Raw genomic sequence first — 15833 nt, 5'->3', positions numbered from 1 at the left:
ACGTGGCCGCCAAGGGTAGCCTGGATCCCGCCGTTGGCGTTGTCGTGGACCCAGCACCGTTCCACCCGCGCGTACGCTCCGGTGGTGACTTTCACGCCTTTGTCCGACACGCCCGAGATCTCACAGTCACGGATCACGTTCGCACTGTTTCCGAAGTCTTTGCCCGCATCCAGGTCGACGCCGATACCATCGGCCGACGACGGTCCGTCGACAATCGTTCGCTCGACCACGTTGCCGTCGGCGCCTGGGCCGGAGATGCTCAGCAGGTCGCGGTCGTTCCCGCCGGAGTTCCGCAGGTGCAAACCGATGACATGGTTGCGGGCCCCGCTGATCCCCAATGCGCCAATCGGTAATCCGTTGGCGTCAATGATGCGGTTGCCTACCGCACCCGTCGCGTCGGTGGCGTCAATCGTCACGTCATCGCTCGCAAGCGTGGGCAGACTGAAATCGAGACGGATGGCCACAGGGACTCCAGGCGGGAAGGCATCGGGGCTGAACTGGATGAGGGCGGGCTTGGGCGCCGCATCGATACTTTGCAGAACGCTACGGAGCGAGCCGTTCCCCTCGTTGGCGGAGGTCTGCACGGAAAACACGCTGGCAAAGGCGGTAAAGCGAATGCGATTGGGCACGTTGCCCGCAACAAGCAGTGACACCTGGTGCTGGGTTTGGCCGGAGTTCGGTGACGCCACGAGGATCGAGTGACGCCACGAGCCCGCGGCCCGGGCGTTGAACTGACCGCAGGTGACCAACCCGGGACCGGCGCAGTTCACTGTTCGACGGTAGGAGGTGGCAAGTGCGCCGGCAAGACATTCCGCACCAAGGCGCTTGCCGCTGAGCACGATCGAAACCGGCGAGCGCCCAGTTTTGTTGTCGATCTCAACCACGAGATCGGCGCTTGCGGGACATGCCGGCGGCGCGGGAAGGTCGACCAAACCGGTCACGTCGGCAGCGGTCACGATCTCGTCACTGTTCGGATCGCAGGTTCCTGAGATCACGCGCCCATCGTTCTGGAACATGGCGGCAATCACGCTGGTGACGACGGGGAGGGCGCCGCAGTCCCCCGTACTGGCCCGCACCGGCTGTCCGACTCCAAGAAAAGCCAGCGCCAGGGCGACCCGAACGAGGCTCGCGGCAGAGTCGCGGCGCGGAAGAACCGAGTGTATCATTGGCGTCGAACGGTGCTGTGCGACCGCTATTTCAGCTGATTCCAATGACTCTTACTTACGCGATTTTCTGCGTCGTGTCGATCAATGTTCTCGGTGGCAGCAACCGCACGACCCGCAGGCCTCCCCTGAGGGATGCCCAATAGAGGGGTGGTACCCTCTCGCAGATCATGTACATCTGTGGCGAGAGGCGTGGCCTCATTGGAGGATGAAACGTGGCGAAGAAGAAACTTGACGACCAGACGGTTGCCGTGGCCTTAGCCGCAGAGCGCGATTCCCGAGCTGTGCCCAAAACAGACGCCGGAGCCCGCAGCAAAGCTTCCGCCGCGCCGCGAAAGAAGACACCAGGGGCAGGCGGGGGTGCGGCCAAGCAGGCGCCGGCCCCGGGACGCAAGCGTCCGTCTCCGGCCGGCTCGACCGCCGTGTCAGCCCGTACGACGCCCGATATCGCCGCCGTCCGGGATTGTGCCAAGAAGTTCGACGCAATTCTTGGGGAACTCCGTGACGTGAAGCAGATGATGGAACGACACGCGGCGCCGGCGAGCGAAGCCGACGCAGCGTTGGACGCATCGGTGGACTCGCTGCGTCGCCTGCTGAGCGAACTCCTCGAACAACGGACGGAGTCCGTGGTCCGCGATCTCGCTGGTATTCGACGCGAGGCCGCCGGCATAGCCGAACGGGACGGGGCGCGGATCGTCGAGCAGCTGGATCAGCTGCTCGAGAGCTTGGGAGCCGCCCGGTTCGATGCGGAGCCGATGGATGTCGTCGACCCGCTGATCCACGTCGTGGTCGACGAGCGGCACCAAGCGAACGTCCCCGACGGTGTGATTCTCGAAACGCTGCGGCCAGGCTATCGCACGGCGAGGGGGATGGTGGTGAGCAAAGCCGCGGTGGCGGTAAACCGGAGGGTGTGAGCATGGCGCGGCTGGGAGTCGATTTCGGGACGACCAACACGGTCGTGGTCTGCAGTGATCGCGGCCGCTACCCGGTCATTCCTCACGTGGTCGAGACGGCCATCGGCCGCGTGGTCCGGGATGTCTTCCCATCGCTGCTGGCGTACGACCACGACACCGGCCGGTTCTTGTATGGCCCGGACGCCGAGCGCTGCCTGGCACAGTCGGGCGCGGACCGGCGCTACAGCCTCATCCGTTCCATCAAGCGGTTGTTGCGGGACTATGTCGGCGGCGGACGCATCGGTCTCGATGTGCATCCGGACGGCTTTGACACGGCCGAGGTGTTGCGGGGATTTGCCGTGGCACTGCGCCAGTCGGTGGAGCGCTCCGGCCTCTTCCCTGCCGAGCCGTTACAGGCGGTGATCACCTGGCCGGCCAACGCCAACGGCGCGCAACGCCACATCACGCGTCAGGCATTCAAAGAGGCCGGGTTCGAGGTGATCGGCACGCTCAACGAGCCGACGGCGGCGGCGATTGAGTTCGCCGACCGCGTCGTGCACGGCAACCGCACGGCGGCACGGAAGCTGTCGGCGGCGGTCGTCATCTTCGACTTCGGCGGCGGGACCTTCGACTGCTCACTGGTGAAAATCGCCGGCGGCGTATTCACCGTCATCGATGCGGCGGGGATCGAGGAACTCGGCGGCGATGATCTGGACCGTACCTTGGCGCGCCTGTTTGCCGAGAAAATGCGGCTGGACTTCGACGCGCTCTCACGCCTGCAGCGTGAGCAGCTGCTGCGGCATGCCTGCCAGCAGAAGGAAAGCATCTCCTCGGGTTCGGTGCGCACCCTGGCCCTCATCCCGTCCGACATCGGTCTGAAGGGCGAAACCTGCACCATCCGAGTGGCAGACTATTTCGCCCGACTGCGGGCGGTGCTTGCCCCGGCGGTCGACAAGCTGTGGGCGCTGGTGGAGAGCGCCGCGGCGCGCGCGGCGGGGGTGGATCCGGAGACCCTCGATGGCATCTATCTGGTGGGCGGCTCATCCAAGTTGCCGCTGGTTGCGGAAATGATCGCCGCCCGCTTTCCACAGGCGCGGCTGGTGATGACGGACAAACCGTTTACCGCAACGGCGATGGGCGCGGCCATCCATAGCGCCGAGCGTCTGACCCTGCACGACATGCTGTCACGGCACTTCGGTGTCCTGCGTCTGGCCGATCATGGCAGGCGGGAGTACTTCGCGCCGATTTTTTCTGCGGGCACCCGGCTCCCGGCCTATGGAGGTGCACCGCTGGAGCGCAAGGTGGAGTATGTCCCCAGACACAACATCGGCCACCTGCGTTACTTCGAATGCGCCGGAGTCGATGCAGCGGGGCGGCCGGGGGCGGGGGTGCGCTCGTGGTCCGATGTGCTCTTTCCCTACGATCCGGGGATTCCGATCGAGTGCAGACTGACGCCTGCCGAGATCGGCGGCCGCGACGACCTGGGAGATCAGCGCATCTGCGAGACCTACTCTTGCGACAGTGACGGCGTCATCACCGTGCGGGTGACCCGCAGCGACGGCGAGAGCCGCTGCTACGAGATCTTCCGGATTTGACCTCTAGCGCGGGAACGCCTCCACCACGCCACCATCGACCGGCAGCGTGGCGCCGGTGGTTGGGGTGCGATTGCTGGCGAAGAAAACCACGGCGTTACCCACGTGGCGCGCCGTGACCCGGGCGCGCAGCAGGTTGCGGCCGCGGTAGTACTCGGGCAATTCTTCCAGCTTCAGGCCGCGGCTGCGGGCGCGGTCCGGGCCGACTGTCGCCCACAGGCCGGATGCGACGTCGTCTTCCGCAAAGATAGCGTCGGCGTTGATCATGTTGACGCGAATACCCTCTGCCGCCAGTTCGATGGCGGCGACCTTCCCCAGTTGATGCGCCGCCGCTTTCGAGGCGCTGTAGGCGCCGAAATCTTTCCCAGGCCCGAACACGTTTTTCGAAGAATTGATGACGATGTTGCCGCCCAGGGCCTGGGCACGCAGTGCCCGAACGCCCTCCCGGATGGTCAGAAAGGCGCCGGTGAAATTGACCGCCATCACCCGATCGAGATCGGCGTCGCAGAGGTCCGCCACCGCAGCGACGTGGGCGATACCGGCATTGACGACGACGACATCGACGCCACCATAGGCGCGGCACGCCTCGTCGAACCCCGCGCGCACCGAGGCGGCATCGGTGACGTCCATGGGAATTGCGGTCGCGCTCCCGCGCCCGTGGGCCTTCTCGATCCTCTCAGCCACGGGCCCCAACCGTTTCGCGTCGATGTCGGTCAGAACCAAGTGGGCTCCGGCCTCGGCGCATACCTTGGCAATGCCGTACCCGATGGCGCCGGCGGCGCCGGTGATGAACACCACCTGGCGTTCCAGCGGCAGCGCCGCTGTCCGACCGAGCTTCGCCCGCTGCAAGCTCCAGTGCTCCATCATGTACAGATGTTCGGTCGAGGCCGACTCATAGCCGCCCATGGCATGCGCAATCGCCTTGGCGCGCAGACCCTGGACGGTGATGTCGGCGGCGATGCGCGCCTCCGTCTTCGTCCTGCCGAAGCAAAACACTCCCGCCCCAGGCAGAAACACAACCCGCGGGAACGGGTCGGACTTCGTATTGCCTGTGCCATCGGTGTGTTGGCTGACGTACGCCTCGTACCGCCTGACGAATTCCGCCACCGCCTCGGCCAACTGCTGACGCAGCCGTGGCGCGTCGTCCCAGATCGGGCTGGCGACGTGCAGTGCAAAGGGCTTGGTGCGAATCACGTGGTCGGGCGTGAGCGGTCCGGTTGAGGCGAGCGTGGTGGCTTGGGCGCTGTTCACAAACGCCAGCACCTCATCATCGGCTCGCCAATCGAGCAGCAACCGGCGATACTGAATGTCTTCGCTCTCGGTGCGCTCGGCCAGGAGTCCTCGCAGGATCGGGGCTGCCTGCGCCGCCAGGTCGGCGGGCCGGGCCTCGACGGTGTAGCGCGGCGTGAACAGCCGCTTCGGCTGGCGGGCGGCAAGAAACCTCTCGCACGCGTCCACAGCCTCGATGTGACGCTCGTACGCCGTGCGCGCATCATCAGCGAAGGTGAAGAGCCCATGCTTCGCTACGATGATGCCGCGCGCCGCCGGTTGCTGTTCGACGACACGTGCCACTTCTTTGGCGAGAGGAAATCCCGGCGTGATGTAGGGCAGAACAATCACCTGCTCGCCGACCGCCTCCCGCAGCAACCTGTCGCCTGCCGGCTGATTGCTGAGGCACAGCACCACGTTGGCATGCGAATGATCGATGTAGCGATAGGGCAAGAAGGCGTGCAGGAGCGTCTCTACCGACGGCGAGGGGGCCGAAGCGTCGAGTTGACTGAGGCGGAGCTGGCTGATCATTCCCGCTTCCGACAGATCGTCCAGCTGCCGTAGCCGCGCCAACGGGGCGAGTTGCAGGGCGGTAAAGCCCGCCGGCTCAATCGCCTGCAGGTCACATCCCGATCCTTTGACAAACAACGCGGTGATCTCGTCGCCGAAGACCGTCTTGACCGGTGTCTTGAGCGAGGTATTGCCGCCGCCGTGTAACACCAGGCTGGGGTCGGCACCGATGAGGCGCGACGTATAGACACGGAGCGCCAGATCCTGCCCATACGGGACCACCCAACGCTCGACGGCCGCGGCGGCTTCGGCCTCGTTCCAGCGGCTACGCATGCGTCACCGAGGAAACGCCCGCGCCAAGCAGCTCACTTCGAAGCACCCGTCCGGAGCATCGTGGCCAATGAAGACGCACAACGGCATTGCCGTCTCAGGCGGCAGCGCTCCGCAGTCCGGTGAGGAAGCGGAAGGCCTCATCCGGTGTCTTGTTCTCGTGCACGACCTGACGCACCGCGCGGATCATGCCGACCGGATTGCCCGACTGGAAAATGTTCCGCCCCATGTCGACCCCGACCGCGCCGTGCGACACGGCGTCTTGGGCCAGCTGCAGTGCCTCGCGTTCCTCGATCTTCTTCCCACCGGCGATCACGATCGGCACCGGACAGCCGCCGACAACCTCTTCGAAGCCCTCACAGTAGTACGTCTTGACGAGGCGCGCCCCGAGTTCCGCGGCGATGCGGCAGCAGAGGCTCAGGTAGCGGGCGTCGCGCTGCATGTCTTTGCCCACCGCGGTGACCGCCAGGACCGGGATACCGTATTGTTCGCCCAGGTCGACGAGCTTGGCGAGATTGGCCAAGGTGCGCCGCTCGTTCTCGGTGCCGACGAAGATCGACAGGGCCACCGCCGATACATTCAAGCGCAGGGCATCTTCAATCGAGACGGTGAGGTCTTCGTTCGACAGCTCGCTCAGGATGCTGGTGCCTCCGGAGACGCGCAGCACGACCGGGATGCGGCTGGCCGGATCGACACACTGCCGCAGCACGCCGCGGGTGAGCATCAGGGAGTCCGCGTACGGCAATAGCGGAGCGACTGTCTTCCGCGGATCCTCCAGTCCGCTGGTTGGGCCGAGAAAGTAGCCGTGATCGACAGCCAGCATAACGGCGCGGCCGGTATCCGGCGGGATGATGTTCGCTAGACGATGCTGCATTCCCCAGTCCATCTCAGCTCTCCTTCTTCTCGCTCTCGCTTCTCGACAAACGCCCTCGATCGAACCGGCGGCGCGAAAGTGTGACGCCCACCTGTAGGGGCGCAGCATGCTGCGCCCCTATGCCCGCCCGCAGACACCAAGAACGTCCGTGGTTCACATCCCCGCCGCGCGCCGCAGTTCTCCGGCTCGGTCCGTGCGTTCCCAGGTGAATTCCGGCTCGTTGCGTCCGAAGTGGCCGTAGCTTGCGGTCTTCCGGTAGATGGGCCGCAGCAGATCGAGCTGGCGGATGATGGCGGCGGGGCGCAGGGAAAACGTCCGCTCGACCAACTCGGCCAAGTGCTCGTCCGGCACCCGCCCGGTGCCTTTGGTGTCCACCATGATCGACATCGGGTCGGCGACGCCGATGGCGTAGGCGATCTGGAGTTCGCAGCGCTGCGCCAGGTCGGCGGCAACGATCTGTTTGGCGACGTAGCGAGCCATGTACGAAGCGCTGCGATCGACCTTCGACGGATCCTTGCCCGAGAAAGCGCCGCCGCCGTGGCTGCCGTGCCCGCCGTAGCTGTCGACGATGATCTTGCGGCCCGTGAGTCCCACATCTGCCAGCGGTCCGCCGACCACGAAGCGGCCGGTGGGATTGACGAGGATACGCGTGTGGCGATCCATGAGCTCGCTGGGAACGACGGCGCGGACCACATCGGTCTCGATGCCTTCACGCAGCCGGGCATCCGTAACGTCCTCGCGGTGGTGCGCCGACACCACGACCGAATCCACCCGGAACGGTTGGCGGTCGCGATACTCGATCGTCACCTGCGATTTCCCGTCGGGCCGCAGGAAGTTGAGGATGCCCTGCTTCCGCACTTCGGCCAGGCGGCGTGTGAGCCGGTGGGCCAGGGAGATCGGCATCGGCATCAGCTCGGGTGTGTCGGCGCAGGCGAAACCGAACATCAGGCCCTGGTCTCCGGCCCCCTGATCGTCGCCGCCGCGGTCGACGCCGCGCGCGATGTCCGGGGACTGCCGCTTGAGGCTGATCAAGACGTTGGCGTAGTCGCAATCGAATCCGATGTCATGGTCGGTGTAGCCGATGCCGCGGATGGTGTCGCGCGCGACGGCCGCCACATCGACGCGTGCCGATGAGGTGATTTCGCCCGCGATCATCGCCAAGTTGGTTGAGACCAGCGTTTCACAGGCCACCCGGGAGTGCGGGTCTTCGGCGAGAAATGCATCGAGCACGGCATCGGAGATCTGATCCGCGACTTTGTCGGGATGACCTTCAGTGACGGACTCCGACGTGAACAGGTGACGGGCTGCCATTTATCTCCATTCCTTTCCGCTGCGCTTCATTGCTGCGTGCAGCATAGGCGCCTCAGGGGTACCGCACCAGGGAAACAACCTGACAGCCCTGGAGACGTTTGCGTCCGCCCAGCGACTCCAGCTCCACCAAAAAGGCGCACTCCACCAGCTGGGCACCCGAGTCGTGTACGAGCTGTACCGCGGCGGCGGCGGTGCCGCCGGTGGCCAGGAGATCGTCCACAATGACGACGCGCGACCCGGGCGGCAGCGCGTCGTGGTGCATTTCCACTTCATCGATCCCGTACTCCAGCGCGTAGCTTGCCGAACGGGTGCGGGCCGGCAGTTTACCCTTCTTCCGCACCAGCACCAACCCCTTACAGAGTTTGTAGGCCATCGCGGCGCCTAAAATGAAGCCACGCGCATCGATGCCGACGATATAGTCGATCGGCTGGCCGATGTGCGGGTTCGCCAGTGCGTCGATGGCCCTCTGAAAACAGCTGGCATCCTTGAGCAGCGTGGTGATGTCATAAAAGCGGATTCCCTCTTTTGGGAAATCCGGAATCTCGCGGATCGCGGTCCGTAGATCCGCCGTGAGCCGGTGGTCAGCGGCGTTGTGTTCCATATCTCTCCTCAGCGACGGCCTCCGATGTGCCTCGTAAAGCTGCGCATCAACTCCATATTCCCTACCATATCGGCGACCACCAACTGAACGGCTGGAAGACTGATGATCGGCTGTTCCAACTGCACCGGGTTCATGGCGTAGTCAATAGCTCCGCCCCCACGGGCGCGGCCGACTGCTGTCGCTTGCGCGCATTGCTTCCGAGGGGCCAAGTTGCCTATGGTCCCCCAGCGGAGCCGAACACGAACTGATGAGGAGGCTTTCATGACCGTTCTGGACGTCCACGCACACATCAGCACCAAGCCTTGGGCCGACAGCATGGCGAAGTACAACGAAGCGCTGGAGAAGCATTACCGCTTCAAAGTCACGATCAAGACCGAGGCCGAGATGGCCAAGGACTTTGTCGATGCCGGCGTGAAAGGCATGATTGTCGCCTGGGATGCCGAATCCAACACTGGCATGCCGCGCACCTCGAACGACTACATCGCCAAGGTCGTGAAAGACTACCCTGAAGCCTTCGTCGGCGGTTGGGCGATGATCGATCCGTGGAAGGGCGAGATGGCGGTCAAGGAACTGGAGCACGCCGTGAAGGATCTGGGCCTCATCGGGCTCAAGTTCCAGCAAACCGCCCAGGGCTTCTTCCCGAATGACCGCCGCTTCTACCCGCTTTACGAAGCCTGCGTCGCTTTGAAGGCGCCGGTGCAGTTTCACACGGGTTTCACCGGCCTGGCCGCCGGCATGCCCGGCGGCATGGGCATCAAACTCAAGCACACGCAGCCCATCCCGTACATCGACGACGTCGCCGCCGACTTCCCGAACCTGACGATCGTCGCCTGTCACCCGGCCTGGCCGTGGCAAGAGGAGATGATCGCCGTCCTGCTGCACAAAGGAAACGTGTTTCAGGAGCTGTCCGGCTGGTCGCCAAAGTACTTCCCCGAATCGCTCAAGCGGGAGATCCGCGGCCGCCTGCAGGACAAGGTGATGTTCGGAAGCGATTATCCGCTGATTTCGCACCAGCGCCTGTTCGCCGACTACGAGGCGGAGAAGTACCCGCCCGCCATTATGGACAAGATCTACTACCAGAACGCACAACGCATTCTGGGGATCAGCGGATGATGCGGCGCGCCTCTCAGGCGGGCGAGTTCACATTGTACGCATGCTGATCCCGTGGCAGAGAGAGGTCGGTTCACCGGACCTGAAAGGGGGACACATGAAGGGCAAGGCGACGATCATCGCCTTCACCATGATGCTGCTACTGACCGGCGTGGCCCAGGCCCAGGAACTCAAGCCGGGCGACGTGCTTTCCGAGAAGAACTGGCAGCTAGCGAAGGATCTGCTGCCGCCGGAAATCCTCCGCCATTACGAGCGCGGTGAGTTTGCCAACCCGGTCGTCGAGTGGAAGAACGGCCTGCAACGGTGGAGTAAGGCGTTCGTGGAAAGCTCGCAACGCAATCCCGAGCATCTTGTCCTCGATGCCAAAGGCAGCATCGTGGACAAGGCCACGGGCCAGCGCCCGGACTACATTTGCGGCTTCCCGTTTCCCACGGTGGGCGCTGACGATCCACAAGCGGGCATCAAGATCCTGTGGAATCTCTATTTCAGCTGGTGGAACAATGGCAATCTCCATAACTACGTCGAGGTGGATTGGGTCTCCGGAAGCGGCGTGGAACGGACCGCGACTCAGGATGTGTACTACCTCTACTACCAGGGCCAGCCGCGGGACTACATCCCAGCGCGCAATCCCGACGACTTGCTGGCGCAGTTCCTGGCGACGACGGTGCAGCCGGCCGATCTGAACGGGACCGCCGCCCTGACCTGGCGCTACCGCGATCCGGACAAGCGCGATTCCGTGTGGGCGTACGTACCGGCGCTGCGGCGCGTACGTGCCGTCTCCCCCACCAATCGGTCCGACGGCTTTCTCGGCTCCGACATGAGCCAGGACGACGGCCCGTTTTTCGACGGCAAGCCCGAGGACTTCACTTGGAGGTTCGTGGGCGAGCAAGAAGGCTTGCGCGTTGTCGACCGCTTCAGCTTCGACGGCATCCAGCACCGCTTCCCACTGCCGGGAGGCGGGTGGCGCGGCCTTTTCAAGAAGATACCGATGGTCGGATTTCAGGACCCGAATTGGAAAGGGTCGCCTTGGGCGCCGCTCAACTTCGCGCTGGCCCGCCGTCGCCTGTGGATCATCGAGGGAGTCCCGAAAGACTCCTATTATCTGTTTGGCAAGATCCAGCTCTACATCGACAAGGAAACGTACCAGGGCGCGTACAACCGGAAGTTCGATTGGAACGGCAACCTCGTCAATACCTACACCGTCTTCGCCGATTTGAACGGCACCTCGGGCCAGGCTGGCGATGACGACTATTACGGCGCGGGCAGTACTGTATATCAAGGAGCGGAGAACCATAAGCTCAATCGGGCGACGGTGATCACCGCGCCGCTCGGCCACGGCGATCCGCCGAACGATCGCCGCCTGCGACTCGACCCGCAGTTCTTCGTGTCACAAGCGCTGGTCCGATTTGGAAAGTAACGTCGTCACGCCGGAAGGGGATCTTCGATGGACGCGGAAGAATTGAAACAGCTAGGTCTGCGAGTGCGACAACGTCTGGAAGCCGCTCTCGCAGCCAATAACCGCGCAGAAGCGTTGCGCGCCTGCGAGCTGTTGGCCAAGGAATACGTGCAGACGCACAAGGGGGAACGCAAGCTCCTCGAGTTCGAGATGGAATACATCGAACGGATCTTCCGCGTGGAGCAGGCAGCCATCGCCGCCCGCATTGCCACAGCCGTGGAAGAGGGCCGCGACGATGAGGCGCGGGCGCTGCTGCGCGAGCGTGACCGGCAACATCAGCTCATCCATGACCAGTTCATCGATATCATGGCGCGTTTCTACGATTACGTCGGCAAGGTGTTCGGCGACCAGCGATTGGAGGGCATCATTCGCCACAGCGGCGAGCGCCAACGCCAATGGTTCGAGAAGTGGGAAAGTTTGTTGACCGAGGACTTCGTGCGCGCCTCTGTCCATCTGCTCAAGACGCACATGGGAAACCTCTCGGTGACCGAGGACACCGACAAGTTCACCATCACGCAGGACCCCTGCGGCTCCGGCGGCCGCCTCATGCGCGAAGGGGCCTACGCGGGGCCGGACGGCTTGTACCGGATCGAGACCCCCCAGGCGATGACCTTCGGCAAGTCGGGGTTCCCCAGCTACTGCGCCCACTGTGCGGTGTGGAACAATATCCAGTGCATCGAGTGGTTCGGCCATCCGCAATGGTCGATCGACCACCCGGCCACTCCGAACGATCCCTGTCGCATCCACATCTACAAGAGCCCCAAACAGATCCCAGCGTGCTACTACGAACAGGTCAGAGCGCACTCGGCCAGCGGCCGGCAGACGCCGACGGTACGCGGCGACGCCACCGAGGCAAGCGAGCAGCTTGGGGCACAGGGCTCCGCACCGGCCGAGGAGGGTCGCAATGAAAGAACCGACGGCTGAGGAATCGTCCTGAGGAATCGCTTGCCGCGCTCCGCCGGTTTGATTTTCGATCGGCCGTAGGACTATCAAGGCACTAGCATGACGATTGCTCGACGCGCCGCCGCTTCTTGCGCCGGTTTGTCGATGTGATGCGTGCCCAATAAGCCATAAGGAGACCATATGGAACTACGAGAAGCGATCGGGACCAGGCGATCTATCCGATTCTTGTTGCCCTACAAACCGGTGGAGCGCGAGAAGATTCAGCGCATGCTCGAGGCGGCAACGCTGTCGTCCTTTTGGGGCAACGTCCAAGCGCTGAAAGCCGTAGTGATCGAACGGGCCACCGCGCCCAAGGAGGTGATCGAAGCCCTTCCACCGGGATCGGCAATCGCCGGCTTCCAGCTGCGCCTCGCGCCAGTACTCATCATCTGGTACCTGGACTGGAGTCTCCTCGCCGTTCAGGGAGACCGCCTGCACGAGTTGGTCGAGGTTGGCGCCGTTGGCGTCGATAGGGAGCAAAGCCACCGGTATCTGGACGAGGCGTTGGTTCCCTTCTTTCAGGCGGGCATGGAGGGCATCAAGGCCGGTGGTCTGACCGAAATGGATTGCGGTCAGGGAATCGCGCAGGCCACGCTGGTAGCGTTCGAGCAAGGTCTCGGTACCTGCTTGATCGGCGTGCCGGCGCAGAAGAAGCTCAAGCGCGTCCTCGGCCTCGCCGCGGACTCCAAGATTCTCGTGGTCCAGACCGTCGGCTATCCGGCCGAGTCGCGAGAGGCTGGGGGGCAGCGTCCGCGGCTTCCGTTCGAACAGAAGTTTTTCCTCAACCGCGTCGGCCAGTCGTTCCCGCGTGATCCCGAAGTCGTCGAGGGTCTCAAACGCGACAAGATGATTCAGAACCCGGCACCGCAGCCGTGGCGGCGGGCCGAACTCGCCTATCTTTCCCGCGCTCTGGAAATCTCACCGATCTTCGGCGAAGAGATCACCGAGATGACCGAGCACATCATGAAGGACATGATGGATACCGAGTCCTGACCAGGGTGTGCTCTCCGCATCGCTACACCAGGAGCGTCGCATGACCGATCCATTCCCGCGCGAAGTCTACGTTGCCGGCGTCGGCATGACGCCATTCGGCCGTCATGAGGGCAAGCGCGTTTCCGATCTCGGGCAGGAAGCGGTGACCGCCGCGCTGGCCGATGCGGGGCTCGACTACACGGCGGTTGAAATTGCGTACTGCGGCCATGTTCTTCAGGGCACCACGGCGGGGCAGAAGGTGCTGTACGGTATCGGCATGACCGGCATTCCCATCTTCAATGTCGAAAACGCCTGCGCCAGTGGCACCAGTGCGCTGCGCAGTGCCGCCATGGCAGTGGGCTACGGGATCGCCAAGGTTGCGCTGGCCGTCGGCTTCGAGGTCATGGGCCGCGGGGCCATTCCGACGCGTGGCGACGAGCGCCTCGAGGGCATGGCCCGCCAGGGCGTGCCGGCGTTGCCGGCGCTCTTCGCCAATCTCTTCCAGGAACACTCGCGCCGGTACGGGACGACGGTGGAGCAGATGGCAATGGTGTCGGTCAAGAACCGCGCCTACGGGGCCAAGAACCCCCGAGCGCAGTTTCACGACCCGGTCACCATTGATGACGTCCTCGCCTCGCGCGAAGTGGCGCCACCGCTGCGCCTGTTGATGTGCTGCCCCACGACGTCGGGGGCCGCCGCCGCCGTGGTCACCAGCGCCGACGTGGCGCGCACGACGCGCCGGCCGATCCGCGTGGTGGCTTCGGCCCTGCAGTCGGATCCGCCAATGGGAGGCGGCGACGGACTCGCCGGTATCCAGGAAATCAACAGCCGCACCATGCGCGCGGCGTACGAACAAGCCGGCATCGGCCCCGACCGGCTCGACTGCGCCGAGGTGCACGACTGCTTCTCGATCGCCGAGATCATCCACTATGAAAATCTCGGACTGTGCCCGCGTGGCGAAGGGGGCCGCTTCATCGAGCACGGACTGAAGCACGCGCGGGTCCAGGTAAGCACCAGCGGCGGACTGCTCGCCAAGGGACATCCGCTCGGCGCCACCGGTGTTGCCCAGGTGGTGGAGGCGGTCGAGCAGCTGCGCGGCGAGTCCGGAGCGCGGCAGGTAGCGAACGCGCGGATTGCACTGGCACACTGCCAGGGATTCGGAGGCGCCGCCGGCGTACACATTTTCGCCGCGTAGCAGCGAACACGGGGCCAGGAGCGCAGAATGAACTTCGCCGAATTGCTGGAAACGCGGGCGATCGAAAAGGGGGAGGAGACCTTCCTGCTCTTCGGCGACGAACGCGTCAGCTACGCCGAACTTGACCGCCGAGCCAACCGGATCGCCAACGGCCTTGCCGCACTGGGCGTCGGCCCAGGGGGCGGAGTCGCCATCATGATGGGCAACTCACACTCCTGGCTAGCGACGTTCTTCGCGACTCAAAAGCTCGGCGCCTACGCCGTGCCGGTGAACGTCGCCCTGCGTGGCGAGGGACTCGCGTACGTCCTCGATCACTCCGAAACACAGGCGCTCGTGATCGGAGCCGACCTGCTCGAAGCCTTTCTCCCACTGCAGGCGGGGCTGGCGCGTGTGCGGCACGTCATCGTCGACCCCGGCGATGCTCCATCGCCGACGCTCCCCGCGGGCACCTTGCCGATGGCCCACCTCGCCGCCTCCTCTGCCGAGCGCCCCGCGGCAAGAGCGACGCCCAACAGCACCGCCGTCCTCCTCTACACCTCCGGCACCACGGGCTTGCCCAAGGCGGTGGTGGTAAAGCACGGCGGCTTCAGCTTCGCCGGCCTCTCGATTTTTGCCCAGCTCGGCTACCGTGCCGGTGACATCCTCTACACCTGCCTGCCTCTCTTCCACGCCAACGCGCTCTTTCTGACGACCATGCAGGGCCTGCACAGCGGTTATGCCGTCGCGCTGGGACGCCGCTTCAGTGCCAGCCGGTTTTGGGACGAGGTGCGGCGGTACGGTGCCACGTCGTTCAACGCCCTTGGCGCCATGATCCCCATACTACTGAAGCAGCCGCCACGTCCGGATGATAAGGACAACCCGGTGCGCCTCGTCTTCAGTGCCGCCACGCCGGCCTGGGCCTGGGAAGAATTCGAGCGTCGCTTCGACGTGACTATCTGGGAGGGATACGGCGCCGTCGACGGCGGCGGCTTCATGCTGTTCAACTTCGGCAACGGCCCCAAGGGCTCGATGGGACTTCCGCCACCGGGTACCGAGGCGCGCGTGGTGCGTGAAGACGGGAGCGAAGGCGACGCCGACGAGGTCGGCGAGTTGGTGTTCAAAGTCGACGATCCAGAAGCGCGACGTGTTTCCTATCTGAAGAACGAACAGGCTTCGAATGCCAAGATCCGCGACGGCTGGTTCTACACCGGCGATCTGGCCTGGCGCGACGCGCAGGGCTTCTTCTACTTCGCCGACCGCAAGACCGACTCCATCCGCCGCCGCGGCGAGAACATCTCGTCCTTCGAAGTCGAGAAGATCATCAATCAGCATCCGGCCGTGCTGGAGTCGGCGGCCTTCGGCGTGCCGTCCGAACTGAGCGAGGATGACGTGATGGTAGCGGTGGTTTGCCGGCCTGGCGCCCGGGTAGGCCCGGAGGAGCTGGTCGCCTTCTGCACCGAGCGGATGGCCCGCTTCATGGTGCCGCGCTACATCGAATTCCGCGACGTCATCCCAAAGACCGAGACTCACCGCGTGCAGAAGACACTACTCAAGCGCACCGGGGTGACCGCAAACACGTGGGACCGCGAGAAGAGCCAGAAGCACTAGAAGAATATCCGGATGCCCGCCTGTGGGA

13 protein-coding genes are annotated in these 15833 nt (G+C 64.4%); 8 read left to right on the top strand and 5 right to left on the bottom strand.

The window, feature by feature from the left end:
* Nucleotides 1-1166, bottom strand: a 1166-nt coding sequence (locus tag VF515_06560; GenBank protein HEX7407300.1) for a right-handed parallel beta-helix repeat-containing protein, incomplete at its 3' end; no start/stop codon positions are given.
* Between the two features lie 212 nt (nt 1167-1378).
* Between VF515_06560 and grpE the strand changes: the two genes are divergently transcribed.
* Together grpE and VF515_06550 are read left to right on the top strand one after the other, a co-directional pair.
* Nucleotides 1379-2077, top strand: coding sequence for a nucleotide exchange factor GrpE (gene grpE, locus VF515_06555; GenBank protein ID HEX7407299.1), 699 nt, complete (start codon nt 1379-1381; stop codon nt 2075-2077).
* Nucleotides 2078-2079: 2 nt separating this feature from the next.
* Nucleotides 2080-3651 (top strand): Hsp70 family protein, encoded by a 1572-nt coding sequence (locus VF515_06550; protein HEX7407298.1) that lies wholly within the window; start codon nt 2080-2082, stop codon nt 3649-3651.
* A gap of 3 nt (nt 3652-3654) precedes the next feature.
* Here VF515_06550 and VF515_06545 read toward each other — a convergent pair whose 3' ends face one another.
* From VF515_06545 to VF515_06530, 4 genes are all read right to left on the bottom strand, one after another.
* Nucleotides 3655-5760 carry a bifunctional aldolase/short-chain dehydrogenase gene (locus tag VF515_06545; GenBank protein ID HEX7407297.1) on the bottom strand — a complete coding sequence of 702 codons (2106 nt, stop codon included), beginning with the start codon at nt 5758-5760 and terminating at the stop codon, nt 3655-3657.
* Between the two features lie 94 nt (nt 5761-5854).
* Nucleotides 5855-6643 carry a 3-hydroxy-5-phosphonooxypentane-2,4-dione thiolase gene (lsrF, locus tag VF515_06540; GenBank protein ID HEX7407296.1) on the bottom strand — a complete coding sequence of 263 codons (789 nt, stop codon included), beginning with the start codon at nt 6641-6643 and terminating at the stop codon, nt 5855-5857.
* A 141-nt stretch (nt 6644-6784) separates the two neighbouring features.
* Entirely contained in the window at nt 6785-7942 is a 1158-nt protein-coding gene (gene metK, locus VF515_06535; GenBank protein HEX7407295.1) for a methionine adenosyltransferase, read from the bottom strand.
* Between the two features lie 52 nt (nt 7943-7994).
* Nucleotides 7995-8543 carry an adenine phosphoribosyltransferase gene (locus VF515_06530; protein ID HEX7407294.1) on the bottom strand — a complete coding sequence of 183 codons (549 nt, stop codon included), beginning with the start codon at nt 8541-8543 and terminating at the stop codon, nt 7995-7997.
* Between the two features lie 261 nt (nt 8544-8804).
* On the opposite strand from VF515_06530, the gene VF515_06525 reads away from it, so the two are divergent.
* The 6 genes from VF515_06525 (at nt 8805) to VF515_06500 (ending at nt 15805) form a co-directional block, all read left to right on the top strand.
* On the top strand, nt 8805-9656 hold the full coding sequence (locus tag VF515_06525) for an amidohydrolase family protein (protein ID HEX7407293.1): 852 nt from the start codon (nt 8805-8807) through the stop codon (nt 9654-9656).
* A gap of 94 nt (nt 9657-9750) precedes the next feature.
* Nucleotides 9751-11070 (top strand): DUF1329 domain-containing protein, encoded by a 1320-nt coding sequence (locus VF515_06520; protein HEX7407292.1) that lies wholly within the window; start codon nt 9751-9753, stop codon nt 11068-11070.
* 27 nt (nt 11071-11097) lie between these two features.
* Nucleotides 11098-12033, top strand: a complete 936-nt coding sequence (locus tag VF515_06515) for a hypothetical protein (GenBank protein ID HEX7407291.1) — start codon at nt 11098-11100, stop codon at nt 12031-12033.
* Between the two features lie 159 nt (nt 12034-12192).
* The gene (locus VF515_06510; GenBank protein HEX7407290.1) at nt 12193-13044 is read left to right on the top strand and encodes a nitroreductase family protein; all 852 of its coding nucleotides are present in this window, start codon (nt 12193-12195) and stop codon (nt 13042-13044) included.
* A gap of 40 nt (nt 13045-13084) precedes the next feature.
* Complete coding sequence (locus VF515_06505; protein HEX7407289.1) at nt 13085-14218, top strand: thiolase family protein; 1134 nt, start codon at nt 13085-13087, stop codon at nt 14216-14218.
* Nucleotides 14219-14245: 27 nt separating this feature from the next.
* Nucleotides 14246-15805, top strand: a complete 1560-nt coding sequence (locus VF515_06500) for an AMP-binding protein (GenBank protein HEX7407288.1) — start codon at nt 14246-14248, stop codon at nt 15803-15805.
* The last annotated feature ends 28 nt before the right edge of the window (nt 15806-15833 follow it).

The organism is Candidatus Binatia bacterium (genome assembly GCA_036382395.1).
In the GTDB taxonomy this organism is placed as follows: domain Bacteria; phylum Desulfobacterota; class Binatia; order HRBIN30; family HRBIN30; genus JAGDMS01.
The sequence above is the reverse complement of the archived record's forward strand: the minus strand, read 5'-3'. Positions and strand labels throughout refer to the sequence as shown.